Here is a 15608-nt window from a genome sequence, read left to right as displayed (position 1 = left end):
GCTGCTCAGCCCAGTCGGATCCGCGGGTCGAGGACCGCGTAGAGGATGTCGGCGATCAGGTTGAAGAGGACGACGAAGACGGCGCTGACCAGCAGCCAGCCGAGGACGACGTTGATGTCCTCCTGGCCGATGCCGTTGCTGATCAGGTACTCGCCCATGCCGTGCCACACGAAGACGGTCTCGGTGATGACCGCGCCGCCGAACAGCGTGCCGATGCCCAGCGCCACGACCGTGGTCAGCGGGATGAGCGCGTTGCGCAACCCGTGCTTGAGCACGGTGCGCCGGTAGGTCAGGCCCTTGGCCCGGGCCAGCCGCATGTAGTCCGAGCCCAGGACGTCGAGCATGGCGGCCCGCTGGAAGCGGCTCCACGCCGCGAAGGTCAGCAGCGCGAGGCTGACCGTGGGCAGCACCAGGTGGCCCAGCCGGTCGACCCAGATCTCCGAGGGCGTGCCGTAGGCGCTGATGCCCGGGGTCTCCTCGCCGATCGTGTACAGCACCTGGCTGCCGAAGAGGTCGTTGATGCCGCCGGCCACGAACTCCTTGAGCAGGGCGGCGAACCAGAAGACCGGCAGCGCGATCAGCAGGTAGGCGAGGAACGTGAAGGCGTAGTCCGAGGCCTTGTACTGGCGCACGGCCCCGATGACGCCGACGACGATCGCGAGCACGATGGCGATGACGACGGCGGCGATGATCATCCGCCCCGTGACGCCCAGGCGCGGGAGCAGCTGCTCGGTCACCGGCGTGCCGTTGATGGTCTCGCCGAGGTCACCGGTGAGGGCGTTGCCCAGCCAGCGGAAGTAGCGGACCACCAGGTTGTCGTTCAGCCCGTACTGCTCGCGCAGGTTGTCGAAGAACTCGGGTGCGGGCAGCGGCTGGCGTGTGTAGAACTTCGCCAACGGGTCGAAGCTGGCCGCGCAGAGCGCGAAGACCAGGAACGAGCTGGCGAACAACACGAAGACGGAAGCGAGGATCCGTCGGATCGTGAAGAAGAACATGCGGGAACCTTACGCCGACAGCGGAAGTCGTCCGGCGGGAACGACCAAGGCCCACGAGCCCGCGCCGGCTCCGGCAGGAGCGGCGTCCGGCGGTCCCGCAGCGGGGCGGGAGACCTCCGGCGCCGGCGTGCGGCCGGGTGTCACGGGGGCGTCACGGGCGTGACACATCCGGTCCGGACGCACCACGGCCCCCAGGGAGCACCTGGGGGCCGTGGTGTGTCCGGGACCCGGCGCCGCCCGCGAGGGCGGCGCCGGACCGGGGTGGTTCGGGTGGTGCGGTGTTCAGGTGGTGCGGGTGACCTGTCCAGCCGGGGCCGGACGGGTCACTGGACCGTCCACGTGCTGGCGTTCCAGAGGGGCCCGGACTGCGTGGAGTTGTCCTCGACACCCTGGATGTTGCTCTGGTGCGCGATGAACGTGGGCTTCTGGTACAGCGGCACGGTGGCCACCTGGCCCCAGAGCAGGGCGTCGATCTGGTTGCCCAGGACGGCCTGCGCGTCGGGGTCGGGCTCGGTCTGGAACTGGGCGAAGAGGGCGTCGATCTCCGGGGTGCCCTGACGCGAGTAGTTCTGGCCGACCGAGTCCGGCGCCGCCGGGGTCTCGTAGATCGACTGCGTGGCGCCACGGAACGGCGAGCCGACCCAGGCGAAGACAGCGGCCTGGAAGCCACCGCCCACCAGGCTGTTCGGCGACTCGGGACCCTTGAAGATGTCCGGGTTGCCGTTGAAGGACGCCTCGATGCCGGCCTCCTTCAACTGCGGGATCATGACCTCGATCGTGGTCTGGCGCAGCGGGTTGTTCACCGTGGTGTCGATCCGGATGGACAGGCGACCGCGCTGCGGGTGGGTGTAGATCCCGTCAGCGCCGAGGGTGTAGCCGGCGCCCTCGAGGAGCTCCTTGGCACCCGCGACGTCCTGCGTCTTGTACTCGGCAGGGGTCGTGTCCTGGTACTGCGGCTGGTTGTTGAAGTAGATGCGGTTGCCCAGCACCTCGGCGTCGTCGGAGAACTGGCCGACGGTCTGGTCGACGATCTCCTGGCGGTCCAGCGCCCGGGTGAACGCCTGGCGCACGGCCAGGTCGGCCAGGTGCGGGTCGGTGGTGTTGAAGTCCAGGTGCTCGAACGACAGACCGAAGGTCACGTCGCTGGTCACGTTGGGCTCCAGGCCCTCGATCTGCTCGACCAGGTCCAGCTGCGGCTGCGGGTAGATGACCCCGATCTCACCGTTGGACAGACCCTGGACGGCGGTCGTCGGGTCGTTGCCGATGTTCTGGATGACCAGGGCCTGCAGGCCGGCCGGCTCGCCCCACCACGAGGGGTTGGGGGTCAGCGTGACGGTCTGCTGACCGACGTTGATGTTCTCCTTCTTCAGCTGCCAGGGGCCGCCGGAGACGTCGCTGGGGAGACCCTCGGCGATCGGCCAGCCCTTGGCGACCGTGGCGCACAGCTCCTCGGGGGTGCTGTGGGCCATCAGGTGCGCCGGGAAGACCGGGTTGCTCGCGCCGGCCCACATGCTCTGCCAGTCGGAGTACGGGGTCGTGTAGGTGACGGTGACGGTCTTGTTGCCGTCGCCGCTGCCCTCGACCGAGGCGACCTGGTCGTAACCGGTGGTGCCGAGCAGGTCGGCGCAGCCGCCGGTCGCCGGGTCGGCGTTCTTCTGCATGTTCCAGGAGAACTCGAAGTCGTCGGCGGTGATGGGGGTGCCATCGCTCCAGACGGCCTCGGGCTTGATCTCGTAGACGTTGACCTGGGTGCCGCCCTCGGTCGACAGCGTCGGCTCGGAGGCCAGCAGGTCCTGGTTGTAGGTCACCGAGAAGTCCGGCTGGACGTCGAAGGTGGACGGCAGCAGCTGCGCCGAGATGTTCGCCACCGAGGTGGCGTTGCCGGCCGAGATCAGGGGAAACAGGTTCTCCGGGAAGTCCGTGGACTCACCGAAGACGACACGACCCGAGCCGCCGGTGGCCTCGCCGCCGCCGCCCTCGCTGTCGCTGCCGCCACCACAGGCCGTCAGCGCCATCGCGCCGGTGACCCCGGTCGCGATGAGCGCTGCACTCCGCTTGCTCAACTTCACGTTCGACTGCCTCCTCGACCCGCGGGACCGCGGGGGGACGTTCAGGTGTGACCGGCCCGGGATCGCCGGGCGGACTGGGACGGGCTCGCATGAACGCCGCCTGTCGAGCAGCTGTCGGGACGCTGTCGGACAGGGGCGACGGGCGAACCCTAGGCAGACCCGAAAGAGTGAGTCCACGGCCGTCACCGTTTTGTTACCTCACGTGACGACCCCGTGTCGCGAGCGGAACACGGACGTCACACGGCGTCCCGGGCCGACCCGCCGGGCGCCCGCGGACCTGTCAGTTCGCTGTCAGCTGGTGTGCGCCACGTCGCTCCCGGGTAGTCACGACTCGCCAACCGCCCGAACCGAGGAGGACCCATGAGCGCAGCGGACAAGATCAAGAACAAGGCGCAGGAGCTGTCCGGCCAGGGCAAGGAGGCCGTGGGCAACGCGACCGACAACCGCGACCTGCAGGCCGAGGGCCAGACCGACCAGGCCGCGGGCAACGCCAAGCAGGCCGGCGAGAAGGTCAAGGACATCTTCAAGTGAGCCACCGCGGTCGCTGAGACCGCTGCGAGAGCGCCGTCCCCGGAACGTCGAGGGCGGCGCTCTCGCACGTCCGGGGCGGTTGTGCCCCGCGCCACCGGAGCGCAGGATGGTCGACGATGATGAGCATCGCTAACGAGATGGGCTCCGCCGGCACCGTCCCGGCCGCCGTGGACGGCGCCGCGTTCGACGCGGCCACCGCCGCCGTGCAGGCCGCGCTGGCCGCGGGTGCCCGCTACGCCGACGCGCGGGTGGTCGACCGGCGGCACGAGTCGATGACCGCGCGGGACGGCGACGTCCGCACCCTGGACCAGACGGCGTCGGTCGGGCTCGGCGTCCGGGCGCTGGTCGGCAGCTCGTGGGGCTTCGCCGCCCTGGGCGACCCGGCCGGGGACGCCGACGCGCGGGCCACCGGCGCGCGGGCCACCGCGATCGCGCGCGCCTCGGCCGCCGTCCCCGGCCCGCCGATGGAGCTGGTCGCCGTCCCGGCCGTGCGGGGCGGGTGGTCCAGCGCGTGCCTCGAGGACCCCTTCGCCGTCCCGCTGGCGGTCAAGGCCGACCTGCTCACCGGGGTCACCGCGACCATGCGGGCCGCCGGGGTCGCGGTCGCCGAGGCGCTGTACCAGGCCTGGGACACCCGCACGGCGTTCGTCTCCAGCGAGGGCGCGAGGATCGGCCAGCACGTCCGCGAGACCGGCGCCGGCATGCACTGCCTGACCATGGGCGACGGGGAGACCCAGCGCCGCTCCTACCCCGCCTTCCGCGGCCAGTACGGCACCCGCGGCTTCGAGCTGGTGCGCGAGATCGACCTGCCCGGGCACGCCGAGCGGATCGCCGCGGAGTGCCAGGAGCTGCTCACCGCGCCGCAGTGCCCCTCCGGCGACACCACGCTCTTGCTGGGCGGGGAGCAGATGTCGCTGCAGATCCACGAGTCGGTGGGCCACGCCATCGAGCTCGACCGGATCCTCGGCTGGGAGGCGGCCTTCGCCGGCACCTCCTGGCTGGACCTGTCGCAGCTGGGTTCGCTGCGGTTCGGGTCGGAGCTGATGAACGTCACCATCGACCCGACCATCCCCGGCGCGCTCGGCTCCTTCGGCTTCGACGACGAGGGCACCCCGGCCGCCGCGCGGGACGCCGTCCGCGAGGGCGTCTGGGTCGGCGTGCTGGCCGGCCGCGACTCCGCCGCGGTGGCCGGACTCCCCTACGCAGGCTCCGTGCGCGCCGACGGCTGGGCCCGGCTGCCCATGGTGCGGATGACCAACGTGGGCCTGGAACCCGGACCGCACACGCTCGAGGAGATGGTCGCCGCCACCGACGACGGCGTCCTGATGGAGCACAACCGGTCGTGGTCCATCGACGACCGCCGGCTGAACTTCCAGTTCGGCTGCGAGATCGGCTGGGAGATCAAGGACGGGGAACGGGGCCGTATGCTGAAGAACCCCTCCTACACCGGCATCGGCCCGCGGTTCTGGCAGTCGCTGGACATGCTCGGCGGCGCGGCGCCCGGCGAGTGGCGGGCCTGGGGCACGCCCAACTGCGGCAAGGGCCAGCCCGGCCAGACCGGGCACACCGGCCACGGCGCGGCGCCCGCCCGCTTCTCCGGCGTCCGGGTGGGGGTGCGCGGGTGAGCACCCTCGACGACCTCGCCACAGCGGTCCTCGACCAGGTCCGCGCGCAGGCCGGGCCCGAGGCCCAGGCCACCGTGCGCGTCGAGCGGGCCGCGCTCGCGCTCACCCGGTTCGCCAACTCCGCGATCCACCAGAACGTCGCCGACGACCGGGTCACGGTCCACCTGCAGCTGACCGTGGACGGCGGCCGGACGGCCACGTCCTCCACCACCCGCAGCCGCCCCGGCGCGCTCGCCGACCTCGTCGCCGCCACCCTGGCCGCAGCCCGGCTGCGGCCCCGCGACCCGGACTGGCCCGGCCTCGGGACCCCGGCTCCCCCGGCCTCGGCCGGCTCCTTCGACCCGGCCACTGCGGAGGCCTCCCCCGCCGAGCGCGCGGCCGGCGTCGCCGCCTTCGTCGCGGCCGCCGGCGGGCTGAGCACCGCCGGCTTCGTGCAGACCGCCTCGCTGACCCGGGTGCTCGCCGACACCGCCGGCCGGCACCTGCGCGGCGCGACCACCTCCGCGGTCGCCGACGGCATCGCCCGGCTCGCCGGCGCCGACGGCGTGGCCCGGGCGATGTCCGGGCGGCTGGCCGACCTCGACTGCGCCGCCCTGGGCGCGCGGGCCGGCGCCAAGGCCCGTGCCGGCGTCGACGCCGTCCCGGTCGACCCCGGCGTGTACGCCGTCGTCCTCGAGCCCGCCGCGGTGACCGACCTGGTCGCCGGGCTGGTGTCGGGGCAGTTCAACGGCAAGGCCGTCGTCGACGGGACGTCGGGGCTGCGGCTGGGCGAGCAGCAGTTCGACCCCGCGATCGGCCTGGCCGACGACCCGACGGCCGGCGTCGGCCTGCCCTTCGACACCGAGGGGACGCCGACCGGCCGCACCGAGCTGGTGCGCGACGGCGTCCCGGTGGGGCTGACCACCGACCGGCGGACGGCGGCGGCGCTGGGCCGGACGCCGTCCGGGCACGCCTCGGACGTCGGGTCGACCTGGGGCCCGGTGGCCGGCGACCCGGCGCTCGCGGCCGGCGACGGCGGCACGCTCGACGAGCTGGTGGCCGGGCTGGACCGGGGGCTGCTGGTCAGCGACCTCTGGTACACCCGCGCCGTCGACCCCAAGCGGTCGGTGTGGACCGGGCTGACCCGCAACGGCGTCTGGCTGGTCGAGGGCGGGCAGGTGGTGGCGCCGGTGAGCACGCTCCGGTTCACCCAGTCCTACCTGGAGGCCCTGGCGCCGGGCGCGGTGACGGTCGGCTCGGTGGTCGACCCGCAGCCGACCCGGCTGATGGGGCCGATGGGCTACGACCGGGTGGCGGTGCCCGCGCTGCGGCTGGCCGGCTGGAACGTCACCGGCAACGCGGCCGGCTGAGGGTCAGTCCGAGCCGGTGGCGCCGAAGGAGCGCCAGGCGCTGTCGAGCTCGATCATCTCGGCGACCTCGGGCGGCATCCGGCCGGCGACGACGTCGGCCAGGGTCACGTTCTCCAGGACCCGGCGGTAGGCCTCCCGCGCCGCGACCCAGACCGAGGACAGCGACGCCGCGGCCCCGGGGTACTCGACGTCCTCGGGGCGCTGACCGTGCACCTCGGCGAGGAAGCCCTGCTCCACCCGCATGACCCGGGCGATCGAGACCTCCGCGGGCGGCAGGGCCAGCCGGTACCCGCCCTCGCGCCCGCGCTGGCTGGTGACCAGCCGGGCGTGCTGCAGGTCGCCGAGGATGGCCTGCAGGAAACGCGCGGGGATGCCCTGCGCCTGCGCGATCCGGTCGGAGGTGAGGGAGTCGGGGGCGACGGCGGCCAGCTCGACGGCAGCACGGACCGCGTAGTCGACCCGGGCAGAGATGCGCACGGAGCCCATCCTGCCGTGTCTGGGAAGCTGGCCCGCGTGACGCAGCTGCGGTTCACCACTCTGGTGGAGGCCCCGCTCACCGTCGCCTTCGACGTGGCCCGCTCGCTGGGCCTGCCCTGGTCGTACCCGCTGACCGAGGTCGAGGCCGACCGGCCGCGGCGCCTGGTGTCCGCGGGGCCGGCCGGCGACCTGGTCGTCACCCGGGAGTTCGAGCCCACCGCCGCGGGCACGCTGGTGCACGGCGTCGTCGACTGGACACCGCGCGGGCCCGCCGACCGGCGCCGGGTCGCGCGCGCCATGACCGCCCACCTCGACGCCCACGCCGCCGCGGCCGCCCGCCGGGCGCTGGAGGTGGTCCAGGTCGTGGGGGCCGCCCTGGTCGACGACCGGCGCCGGGTGCTGGTCGCGCAGCGCGGCGCCGGCGGGCTGGCCGGGCTGTGGGAGTTCCCCGGCGGCAAGGTCGAACGCGGCGAGCCCGAGCTGGCGGCGCTGGTCCGCGAGTGCCGCGAGGAGCTGGGCATCGGCGTCACCCCGGGGGTCTTCCTCGGCGAGGTCCCGCTCGACGGCGTGGTGGCCGGTGGGGCACCGGGCGCCTCCACGCTGCGGGTCTGGTCGGGCCGGGTCACCGCCGGGGAGCTGGTCGCCCACGAGCACTCCGAGCTGCGCTGGCTGCCCGCCGAGGAGCTGGAGGCGCTGGACTGGATCCCCGCCGACCGGCCGCTGCTGCCCGCCGTCCGGGCGTTGCTCGCCGCGCTCTGACCGCCGTCGCGCCCGGGTGTGGGACGATCGGGTCGTGACGGACTGCGGCGTTCCCCTCGTGGCGCGCCTGCACGTCGACCTGGCGCGCGTCTGCAGCGCCGCCTGTCGCGCCGCGCGCTGACCCCGGCTCTGTTCTCCGCAGCCCCTCCGGCTGCACTCCCCCGGCCGCGTCGCGCACGTCCCGTGCCGATGCAGATGGAGACCTCCTGACGTGTCCACCCCCACCCGAAACAGCAACCGGCCCGTCCGCGGACAGGGTCAGTGGGCGCTGGGCTACCGCGAGCCGCTGAACCCCAACGAGCGGATGAAGAAGGACTCCGACGGGCTCGAGGTGCGCCAGCGGATCATCGACATCTACTCCAAGGCCGGCTTCGACTCGATCGACCCCAGCGACCTGCGTGGCCGGATGCGCTGGTTCGGCCTCTACACCCAGCGCGCCCAGGGCATCCCCGGCGGCAAGACCGCCGTGCTGGAGCCCGAGGAGCTCGAGGACCGCTACTTCATGCTGCGGGCCCGCATCGACGGCGGGCAGCTGTCCAGCGACCAGCTGCGCGTGCTGGCCGGGATCAGCACCGACTTCGGCCGGGACGTCGCCGACGTCACCGACCGGCAGAACATCCAGTACCACTGGATCCGCATCGAGGACGTCCCGGAGATCTGGGACCGCCTGGAGTCGGTGGGCCTGTCGACCATGGAGGCGTGCGGCGACACCCCGCGCACCATGCTCAACTGCCCGCTGGCCGGCGTGCTGGCCGACGAGGTCATCGACGCGACCGGCGTCCTGGCCGAGACCGCGGAGAAGTACGTGGGCAGCCCGGAGTTCTCCAACCTGCCGCGCAAGTTCAAGACCTCGATGTCCGGCTGTGTCGACCACTGCACCGGCCACGAGATCAACGACCTCGCCTTCGTCGGCGTCGTGAACGCCGAGGGTGAGGCCGGCTACGACGTCTGGGTCGGTGGCGGCCTGTCCACCAACCCGAAGCTCGCCGTCCGGCTGGGCGTCTTCGTCCGGCCCGACCAGGTCTCCGACGTCTGGGCCGGCGTCTGCTCGGTGTTCCGCGACTACGGCTACCGCCGCTCGCGGACCCACGCCCGGCTGAAGTTCCTCCTCGCCGACTGGGGCCCGGAGAAGTTCCGCCAGGTGCTGCAGGACGAGTACCTGCACGAGGTGCTGCCCGACGGCCCGGCCCCCGCACCGGCCGCCCACGACCAGCGCGACCACGTCGGCGTCTCGAAGCAGAAGGACGGCCGCAACGTGCTGGGCTTCGCGCTGCGCACCGGCCGGGTCAGCGGCACGCTGCTCACCCAGGTCGCCGAGCTCGCCGACCGCTACGCCGAGGGCCGCATCCGCACCACCGCGCAGCAGAAGCTGGCCATCCTCGACGTCGCCGACGACCAGGTCGAGCCGCTGATCGCCGAGCTGGCCGCCCTGGACCTGCAGGTGCGCCCCAGCGCCTTCCGCCGCGGCACCATGGCCTGCACCGGCCTGGAGTTCTGCAAGCTGGCGATCGTGGAGACCAAGGCCCACGCCCAGGAACTGTTCACCGAGCTGGAGAACCGGCTGCCGGAGTTCGACGAGCCGATCGCGATCAACGTCAACGGCTGCCCCAACGCCTGCGCCCGCTTCCAGACCGCGGACATCGGCTTCAAGGGCATGATCGTCACCAACGCCGCCGGCGAGAGCGTCGAGGGCTTCCAGGTGCACCTGGGCGGCCACCTCGGCATCGAGGCGACCTTCGGCCGCAAGCTCCGCGCCCACAAGATCACCAAGGACGAGACCGCGGACTACTGCGAGCGGGTGCTGCGCGGTTTCATGGAGCGCCGCACCGAGGGGGAGCGGTTCGCCGCCTACGTGGCCCGGGCCGAGGACGACTGGCTGCGATGAGCGAGACCGGGTCGGGAAGGCAGCGCCAGCTGCCGGTGTTCCACTGCCCGTACTGCGGCGAGGAGGACCTCGTCCCACACGGTGAGGACCCGGACGGCTGGCGCTGCGGCGCCTGCCTGCGGAGCTTCACCGTCCACCTGACCGGAACGGGGGTCCAGCGCCCATGACGACCGCGATCGCGACACCGACGCCCGAACTCGCCGCCGAGGCCGACGCCCGCTTCGAGGGCATCGCCGACCCCGTCGAGCAGGCGCTGGCCGTGCTGACCTGGGCCGGGGAGACCTTCGGCGACTCGTTCGCCATCACCTCCTCGATGGCCGACGGGCTGCTGGCGCACCTGGCGAGCCGCGCCGTCCCGGGGGTGAACGTGGTGTTCCTGGAGACCGGCTACCACTTCGCCGAGACCATCGGCACCCGCGACTGGATCAGCAGCGTGCTGCCGATCACCGTGCACAGCATCCTGCCCAGTCGCACCGTCGCCGAGCAGGACGCCGAGCACGGCCCGCGGCTGTACGAGCGCGACCCCGACCTGTGCTGCTCGCTGCGCAAGGTGCAGCCGCTGGCCGCCGCGCTGGCCGGCTACACCGCCTGGGGGTCGGGCGTGCGCCGCGACGAGTCGGCCAGCCGCACCGGCACGAAGGTCGTCGACTGGGACGCCAAGCGCGGCATGGTGAAGGTCAACCCGCTGGCGGCCTGGACCCAGGACGACGTGGACGCCTACATCGCCGAGCACCAGGTGCCGGTCAACCCGCTGGCCGAGATCGGCTACGCCTCCATCGGCTGTGCGCCGTGCACCCGCCCGGTCGCCCCCGGCGAGGACCCGCGCGCCGGCCGCTGGGCCGGCAAGAACAAGGTCGAGTGCGGCCTGCACACCTGAGGCAGGATCGGGGCATGGCCCGCCGCATCCCGCTGACCCCCGAGGACCTCGCCGACGCCCTGGCCGAGCTGCCCGACTGGGCCGGGGACGTGCACGGCATCCACCGCCGCACGAAGGGCATCGACTTCCGCACCGCGGCGGCGCACGTGCTCGCGCTGGCCGCCGTCGCCGACGACCTCGACCACCACCCCGACGTCGAGATCAGCTACGGCAACCTCACCGTGCACCTGCTGACCCACGCGGTCGACGCGGTCACCGGGCTCGACGTCGAGTTCGCCCGCCGGGCCGACGAGCTGCTGGCCGCTCAGCTCGACGAGGACGCGTAGAGGTCGACCCGGTACCCGTCCGGGTCGGCCACCGTCGCGTACCGCTGCTGCCAGGGCGCGTCCCACGGCGGCGTCACGACAGCGTGCCCGGCCGTCGCGACCCGGGCGGCCACCTCGTCGACCTGCGCCGGTGACGCGCACCGGACGGCGAACGCGGCGGTGTTGCCCGCCCGCGGTGGCTCCCCCAGCAGGCCGGTCATCAGCTCGGCGCCGTCGATCATCAACTGGGCCCCCGGTCCGGGGACCGTCTCGACGTGGACCTCCCCGTCGTCGAACGGCGGGAAGGTGAAGCCGAGCAGCTCGTAGAAGGCGACGGCCCGGCGCAGATCGGTGGCGCTCACGCCCACCGCGGAGATCTCCATGCCGACGTCCTACCGCGCGGGTCCGACAGGACGCCGGCTGTCGGTCCCGCGCGGCACACTCCCCCGCATGCGCCCCGTGCAGATCGTCTTCGACGCCCAGGACCCCGGGCGGCTGGCCACCTTCTGGGCCGCCGCACTGAGCGACCGCGGCTACCGCGTGCCCGGCCCGCCCGACGGCGCAGCCGACTGGCCCAGCTGGCTGGCGGCCCGCGGCGTCCCGGAGGACCAGTGGAACGCCGCCTCCGCCGTCGAGAGCACCGACCCGTCCCAGCCCCGGCTGTTCTTCCAGCGGGTGCCCGAGCCGAAGACGGTCAAGAACCGCGTCCACCTCGACCTGCAGGCCGGCGGTGGGCCCGCGGTCCCGCCGGCCGAGCAGCAGGAGCGGATCGCCGCCGCCGTCGCCCGGCTCACCGGCCTGGGCGCGACGTTCGTCGAGAACCGCTCGGGCCTGGGCACCTCCTGGGCCGTGCTGACCGACCCGGAGGGCAACGAGTTCTGCACCTGAGCGGCGCGCCGGGTCAGTCGGTGACCGGCAGGACGAGCAGCTGCAGCAGGCGGTCGGCCTCGGCGTCGGGGTCGGCGGTCAGGCCGGTGTGCACCGGGCCGGGCTGGACGACGGTGCTGCGGGGGGCGGTGAGCCAGCGGAACCGCGAGCCCAGCGCCTCCCGCCCCGCGGCGCCGACGGTCGCCGCGGCCGAGCAGACGTCGGCCGAGGCCTGCAGCGCGGCGGTGATGGCGACCGGGTCCGCGGTCGGGTCGAGGGCCCGCAGCCGGTCGACGTCCAGGTGCACGCGGGAGCCGAGGTAGTCGCGCTGCCGGCAGTAGACGAGCACGCCGGCATTCAGCATCTCGCCCCGCTCCACCCGCGGCACGACCCGCAGCACCGCGTACTCGAAGGTCTCCCTCACCGCTGGGTCACGCCCTCCGGCGGGGGCGGGCCCAGCCAGGACGGCCGGTTCTGCCCGCGCGGGGCGCTGCGCCGGCCGGCCCCACCGGCGGCCGCCGCGGCGACGACGCCGGGCAGCCAGGAGGGGCGGGCGGCCAGCCGGTCCAGCAACTGGGCGACGTAGCGCTCGCGCACCGCGTCAGGGGCGTCGTCCGGGCTGGGGCCCTCGAGCCACGCGTCGGGCACCTGGGCGAGCACGTCGGTGAGCAGCGGCCGGGTGACCAGCCGGCCCAGCGCGGCGTCGGCGGCCGGGACGTCGGGCGCGCACTCGACGAGGGCGTGCTGGGCGGCGTCGTAGGCGCGGGTGACCGCGGCGGGCGCACCGGGCCAGTTGTGGTGGAAGGTCAGCGCGGCACCGTGGTCGATCAGGTGCAGCCGGCCGTGCCAGAACAGCATGTTCGGGTTGCGCCACGAGCGGTCGACGTTGCCGATGAGCGCGTCGAACCACAGCACCCGCCCGGCCAGCTCCGGCTCGACCTGCGCGGCACCGGCCTCGAAGTCCAGCGCCCCGGGCAGGTAGTCCATCCCGAGGTTGACCCCGGCGGAGTTGCGCAGCAGCTCCTGCACCTCGGGGTCCGGCTCCCCCACCGCGAGCTCGGGGACGACGTCGACGGTGACCAGCGCGGGCACCGGCAGGGCCAGCCGGCGGGCCAGCTCCCCGCAGACCACCTCGGCGGCGAGCACCTTCACGCCCTGGCCGGCGGCCCGCCACTTGACCACGTACGTGCCCAGGTCGTCGGCCTCCATGAGGCCGGGCAGGGAGCCACCCTCGCGCAGCGGGGTGACGTAGCGGGTGGCGGAGACGGCGGCGAGCACAGTGCGTCGGACCCTACCGGCAGCGCTCGCGCACACTGGGCCGGTGGGACTCCTCCGCCGCGCCACCCTCGACCGGTTCACCGACGCCCCGTTCACCTACCCCGAGGTCGGGGGCACACGCAGCGGCGCACTGCCCGCCGGCTACCACCTGGTCGAGCGCAGCCACGTCGTGGGCTCCGGGCGGGAGGCGTTCGACCGGGCGGCCGCGGCGGTGTTCCGCTGGGACGCCCAGCGCGGCGCCGGGCTGCGGATCCGCGCCGACGGACCGGCCAGCACCGTGGGCACCGTCGTCCTGATGACCGCCGGGCTGCAGCGTCTGGGGCTGGACGTCCCCTGCCGGGTCGTGTGGGTGGTCGACGAGCCCGACCGGCGCGGCTTCGCCTACGGCACGCTGCCGGGCCACCCGGAGAGCGGCGAGGAGTCCTTCGTCGTCCGGCTGCTCCCCGACGGCGGGGTGGTCTACGAGCTGCGCGCCTTCTCCGGGCTGGGCACCCGGCTGTCCCGGCTGGGCGGCCCGGTCAGCCGGCGGGTGCAGACCCTGGCCCTGGACCGCTACGTCGCAGCGATCCGGGCAGCCGCGAACCGCTAGGCGCCCGCGTCGGCGCGCTCGCGCTGCAGCATGTCCTTGCTGCGCACCAGCCGGAGCAGCGTCACCACGAACAGCCCGCCGGCCATGTTGAGCAGCGTCGTGTACCAGAACCAGGCGGCCCAGTCGCCGTAGCCGAACGGCGCACCGGCGTGCAGCGCGGCGAAGACGATGAGCGAGTCCAGGATCGAGTGGTACAGCTGCAGGCCGGCCAGGACCAGGGCGCCGGCCACCGCGGCGACGATCTTCGCCACGTCCGACGTCGTCCCGTGCTGCATGCGGGTCATCAGCGTGATGGCGATGCCGGCCAGGAACGCCAGCGAGGCCGACTGCAGGTCCAGCGGGGAGTCGACGAAGTGGACGGCGCTCTCGACGGCGGTGGCGTGCAGGTCGGGGAACGCCTGCACGACCAGCCACATGAACAGCCAGCCGCCCACCAGGTTGCCCAGCAGGGTGCCCGCCCACAGCTTGCCCAGCTGCGCGGTGCTCGCCCGCCCGGCGGCGACGGCGGTGACCGGGACCAGGAAGCCCTCGGTGAACAGCTCGCTGCGGGCCAGCACCAGGGCGATGAAGCCGACCGAGAAGGCCAGCCCGGCCAGCAGGTGGCTGCCGGTCTCGGCGTAGACGGCGAACAGCACCAGCACGCCGGTGGCCACCTCGATCCCGCCGGCCAGGCCGGTGGTGAGCACCTCGCGCCAGGTGCGGTGCAGCCGCTGGGCGCCCTCGCTGACGATCGTGTCGAAGGCCTCCTGGAGCTGGTCCTCCTGCGGGCCCTCGCTGTCGCCGAGCTCGCTGCGCGCCTCGGCCTGGTCGTGGGCTGCCACGGTGCTCCTCGTGCTCGCGCACGCCGACGTCCGTTGCTCGGACCGCGCGTCGACCCGGGGCTACCCCCGCGACCGTGCCTCGCACACGCTGATGGAGTCCCAGCGCTCGGTTCCTGCAGCGCTGGGACTCCATCGGGGCGTCAGCCGAGCTGGGTGACCGCCGTGGCCGGGTCGCCGTCGGCGGCGGCGGCGAGCGCGGGCACGACCTCCTCGAGCAGGAAGGGCAGCGACAGCGGGCTGCCGAAGCCCAGCGCGGCCGACACGTCGCCCTCGTACCCGCCCAGCAGGACGGTGCGGCCGGAGGTGACGACGTCCAGCGCGGACATCAGGGTGTCGGCGTCGGCCCTGGCCTGGTCGTAGCCGTTCACGGCCAGGACGTCGGCGTCGAGCAGGTCCATCCGCTCCTGGCTGACGTCGGTGCTGACCTCGGGGACGGTGAAGCCGAGGTCGGTGAAGAACTGGGTGCGCAGGTCGTCGCTGCCGAGCAGGTAGTGGCCCGAGCCGACGCCGGTGAGGTCGACGGCGATCTGCTTGCCGGCGAAGTCGGGGTTGGCGCTGACGGCCTCGTCGAACCGGCCCTCGACGTCGTCGACCAGCTGCTGGGCCTGGTCCTCGCGGCCGAGCGCCTCGCCGGTGAGCAGCGTCTGCTCCTGCCAGGGGGTGGCGCCGTCGGCGTACTCGTCGGTCTGCGCGAGGGTCGGCGCGATCTGCGACAGCTGGTCGTAGACCGCCTGGTCGATGTAGGAGTAGACGCCGACGATCAGGTCGGGGTCCAGCGCGGCGATGGCCTCGACGTCGAGCTCCGTGCCGCCGACCGTCGGGATCTCCGCCCCGCCGAGCTGCTCCTGCGCCCACGGCCGGGACGGGGCGTCGTAGTCGCCGATGAGGTCACGCACGCCGACCGGGACGACGCCCAGGGCCAGGACGAAGTCCTCGTCGTTGAAGCCGACGGTGACCACCCGCTGCGGCTCGGCCGGGATCTCGGTGGTGCCGAACTTGTTCTCGATGCTGACCGGGAACGCCGAGGACGACGACGGGGCAGCGGGTGCGGAGGAGGCGGCCGCCTCGTCGTCGGAGCTGCCGCCGCAGGCGGAGAGCCCAGCGGTCAGCGCCAGCACGGCGAGGGGGACGGCGAGGCGGGACGGGCGGGACACGGGCAGGCTCCTCAAGATCAACGACTG

At 73.6% G+C, this 15608-nt stretch carries 17 protein-coding genes; 9 read left to right on the top strand and 8 right to left on the bottom strand.

Annotated elements, in window-relative coordinates:
- Positions 1–5 precede the first annotated feature (5 nt).
- Positions 6–995 (bottom strand): ABC transporter permease, encoded by a 990-nt coding sequence (locus ACGBYP_RS00595; RefSeq protein WP_411581325.1) that lies wholly within the window; start codon positions 993–995, stop codon positions 6–8.
- A gap of 323 nt (positions 996–1318) precedes the next feature.
- A complete protein-coding gene (locus ACGBYP_RS00590) occupies positions 1319–3064 on the bottom strand; it encodes an ABC transporter family substrate-binding protein (RefSeq protein ID WP_411581324.1) in 1746 nt (581 codons plus the stop codon).
- A gap of 360 nt (positions 3065–3424) precedes the next feature.
- On the opposite strand from ACGBYP_RS00590, the gene ACGBYP_RS00585 reads away from it, so the two are divergent.
- The 3 genes from ACGBYP_RS00585 (at position 3425) to ACGBYP_RS00575 (ending at position 6569) form a co-directional block, all read left to right on the top strand.
- Positions 3425–3595, top strand: a complete 171-nt coding sequence (locus ACGBYP_RS00585; RefSeq protein WP_411581323.1) for a CsbD family protein — start codon at positions 3425–3427, stop codon at positions 3593–3595.
- 116 nt (positions 3596–3711) lie between these two features.
- The gene (locus tag ACGBYP_RS00580) at positions 3712–5220 is read left to right on the top strand and encodes a TldD/PmbA family protein (protein ID WP_411581322.1); all 1509 of its coding nucleotides are present in this window, start codon (positions 3712–3714) and stop codon (positions 5218–5220) included.
- A complete protein-coding gene (locus ACGBYP_RS00575; protein WP_411581321.1) occupies positions 5217–6569 on the top strand; it encodes a TldD/PmbA family protein in 1353 nt (450 codons plus the stop codon). Before ACGBYP_RS00580 ends, ACGBYP_RS00575 begins: the two co-directional genes overlap by 4 nt.
- A 3-nt stretch (positions 6570–6572) precedes the next feature.
- On the opposite strand, the gene ACGBYP_RS00570 is transcribed toward ACGBYP_RS00575, so the two are convergent.
- Positions 6573–7055, bottom strand: a complete 483-nt coding sequence (locus ACGBYP_RS00570) for an RrF2 family transcriptional regulator (RefSeq protein WP_411581320.1) — start codon at positions 7053–7055, stop codon at positions 6573–6575.
- A 27-nt stretch (positions 7056–7082) separates the two neighbouring features.
- On the opposite strand from ACGBYP_RS00570, the gene ACGBYP_RS00565 reads away from it, so the two are divergent.
- From ACGBYP_RS00565 to ACGBYP_RS00550, 4 genes are all read left to right on the top strand, one after another.
- Positions 7083–7805, top strand: coding sequence for a (deoxy)nucleoside triphosphate pyrophosphohydrolase (locus ACGBYP_RS00565; protein ID WP_411581319.1), 723 nt, complete (start codon positions 7083–7085; stop codon positions 7803–7805).
- A gap of 211 nt (positions 7806–8016) precedes the next feature.
- The gene (locus ACGBYP_RS00560; protein ID WP_411581318.1) at positions 8017–9690 is read left to right on the top strand and encodes a nitrite/sulfite reductase; all 1674 of its coding nucleotides are present in this window, start codon (positions 8017–8019) and stop codon (positions 9688–9690) included.
- A 163-nt stretch (positions 9691–9853) separates the two neighbouring features.
- Complete coding sequence (locus ACGBYP_RS00555; RefSeq protein ID WP_411581317.1) at positions 9854–10567, top strand: phosphoadenylyl-sulfate reductase; 714 nt, start codon at positions 9854–9856, stop codon at positions 10565–10567.
- Positions 10568–10581: 14 nt separating this feature from the next.
- The gene (locus ACGBYP_RS00550) at positions 10582–10893 is read left to right on the top strand and encodes a 4a-hydroxytetrahydrobiopterin dehydratase (protein WP_411581316.1); all 312 of its coding nucleotides are present in this window, start codon (positions 10582–10584) and stop codon (positions 10891–10893) included.
- On the opposite strand, the gene ACGBYP_RS00545 is transcribed toward ACGBYP_RS00550, so the two are convergent.
- Positions 10872–11255 carry a VOC family protein gene (locus ACGBYP_RS00545; RefSeq protein ID WP_411581315.1) on the bottom strand — a complete coding sequence of 128 codons (384 nt, stop codon included), beginning with the start codon at positions 11253–11255 and terminating at the stop codon, positions 10872–10874. The two genes, ACGBYP_RS00550 and ACGBYP_RS00545, sit on opposite strands and share 22 nt — an antisense overlap.
- A gap of 67 nt (positions 11256–11322) precedes the next feature.
- On the opposite strand from ACGBYP_RS00545, the gene ACGBYP_RS00540 reads away from it, so the two are divergent.
- Entirely contained in the window at positions 11323–11760 is a 438-nt protein-coding gene (locus ACGBYP_RS00540) for a VOC family protein (RefSeq protein ID WP_411581314.1), read from the top strand.
- A gap of 13 nt (positions 11761–11773) precedes the next feature.
- Here ACGBYP_RS00540 and ACGBYP_RS00535 read toward each other — a convergent pair whose 3' ends face one another.
- Both ACGBYP_RS00535 and ACGBYP_RS00530 read right to left on the bottom strand, forming a co-directional pair.
- Positions 11774–12163: a DUF3037 domain-containing protein gene (locus ACGBYP_RS00535; protein WP_411581313.1), complete on the bottom strand. Its 390-nt coding sequence runs from the start codon at positions 12161–12163 to the stop codon at positions 11774–11776.
- Complete coding sequence (locus ACGBYP_RS00530) at positions 12160–13017, bottom strand: HipA family kinase (protein WP_411581312.1); 858 nt, start codon at positions 13015–13017, stop codon at positions 12160–12162. Before ACGBYP_RS00530 ends, ACGBYP_RS00535 begins: the two co-directional genes overlap by 4 nt.
- Positions 13018–13060: 43 nt before the next feature.
- Between ACGBYP_RS00530 and ACGBYP_RS00525 the strand changes: the two genes are divergently transcribed.
- The gene (locus ACGBYP_RS00525; protein WP_411581311.1) at positions 13061–13606 is read left to right on the top strand and encodes a DUF1990 family protein; all 546 of its coding nucleotides are present in this window, start codon (positions 13061–13063) and stop codon (positions 13604–13606) included.
- Here the strand turns inward: ACGBYP_RS00525 and ACGBYP_RS00520 are convergent.
- Together ACGBYP_RS00520 and ACGBYP_RS00515 are read right to left on the bottom strand one after the other, a co-directional pair.
- Positions 13603–14427: a formate/nitrite transporter family protein gene (locus ACGBYP_RS00520; RefSeq protein ID WP_411581310.1), complete on the bottom strand. Its 825-nt coding sequence runs from the start codon at positions 14425–14427 to the stop codon at positions 13603–13605. The genes ACGBYP_RS00525 and ACGBYP_RS00520 overlap by 4 nt on opposite strands.
- Before the next feature lie 140 nt (positions 14428–14567).
- The gene (locus tag ACGBYP_RS00515) at positions 14568–15581 is read right to left on the bottom strand and encodes an iron-siderophore ABC transporter substrate-binding protein (RefSeq protein ID WP_411581309.1); all 1014 of its coding nucleotides are present in this window, start codon (positions 15579–15581) and stop codon (positions 14568–14570) included.
- Positions 15582–15608 lie beyond the last annotated feature (27 nt).

The organism is Modestobacter sp. SSW1-42 (assembly GCF_046635825.1).
Classification (GTDB): Bacteria; Actinomycetota; Actinomycetes; order Mycobacteriales; family Geodermatophilaceae; genus Modestobacter.
The sequence above is the reverse complement of the archived record's forward strand: the minus strand, read 5'-3'. Positions and strand labels throughout refer to the sequence as shown.

What these genes read in the sequence shown, in the direction of transcription:
- ACGBYP_RS00595 (WP_411581325.1), bottom strand. Translation starts at nt 995, where the DNA reads ATGTTCTTCTTCACGATCCGACGGATCCTCGCTTCCGTCTTCGTGTTG.
- ACGBYP_RS00585 (WP_411581323.1), top strand. Translation starts at nt 3,425, where the DNA reads ATGAGCGCAGCGGACAAGATCAAGAACAAGGCGCAGGAGCTGTCCGGC.
- ACGBYP_RS00580 (WP_411581322.1), top strand. Translation starts at nt 3,712, where the DNA reads ATGATGAGCATCGCTAACGAGATGGGCTCCGCCGGCACCGTCCCGGCC.
- ACGBYP_RS00570 (WP_411581320.1), bottom strand. Translation starts at nt 7,055, where the DNA reads ATGGGCTCCGTGCGCATCTCTGCCCGGGTCGACTACGCGGTCCGTGCT.
- ACGBYP_RS00555 (WP_411581317.1), top strand. Translation starts at nt 9,854, where the DNA reads ATGACGACCGCGATCGCGACACCGACGCCCGAACTCGCCGCCGAGGCC.
- ACGBYP_RS00550 (WP_411581316.1), top strand. Translation starts at nt 10,582, where the DNA reads ATGGCCCGCCGCATCCCGCTGACCCCCGAGGACCTCGCCGACGCCCTG.
- ACGBYP_RS00545 (WP_411581315.1), bottom strand. Translation starts at nt 11,255, where the DNA reads ATGGAGATCTCCGCGGTGGGCGTGAGCGCCACCGATCTGCGCCGGGCC.
- ACGBYP_RS00540 (WP_411581314.1), top strand. Translation starts at nt 11,323, where the DNA reads ATGCGCCCCGTGCAGATCGTCTTCGACGCCCAGGACCCCGGGCGGCTG.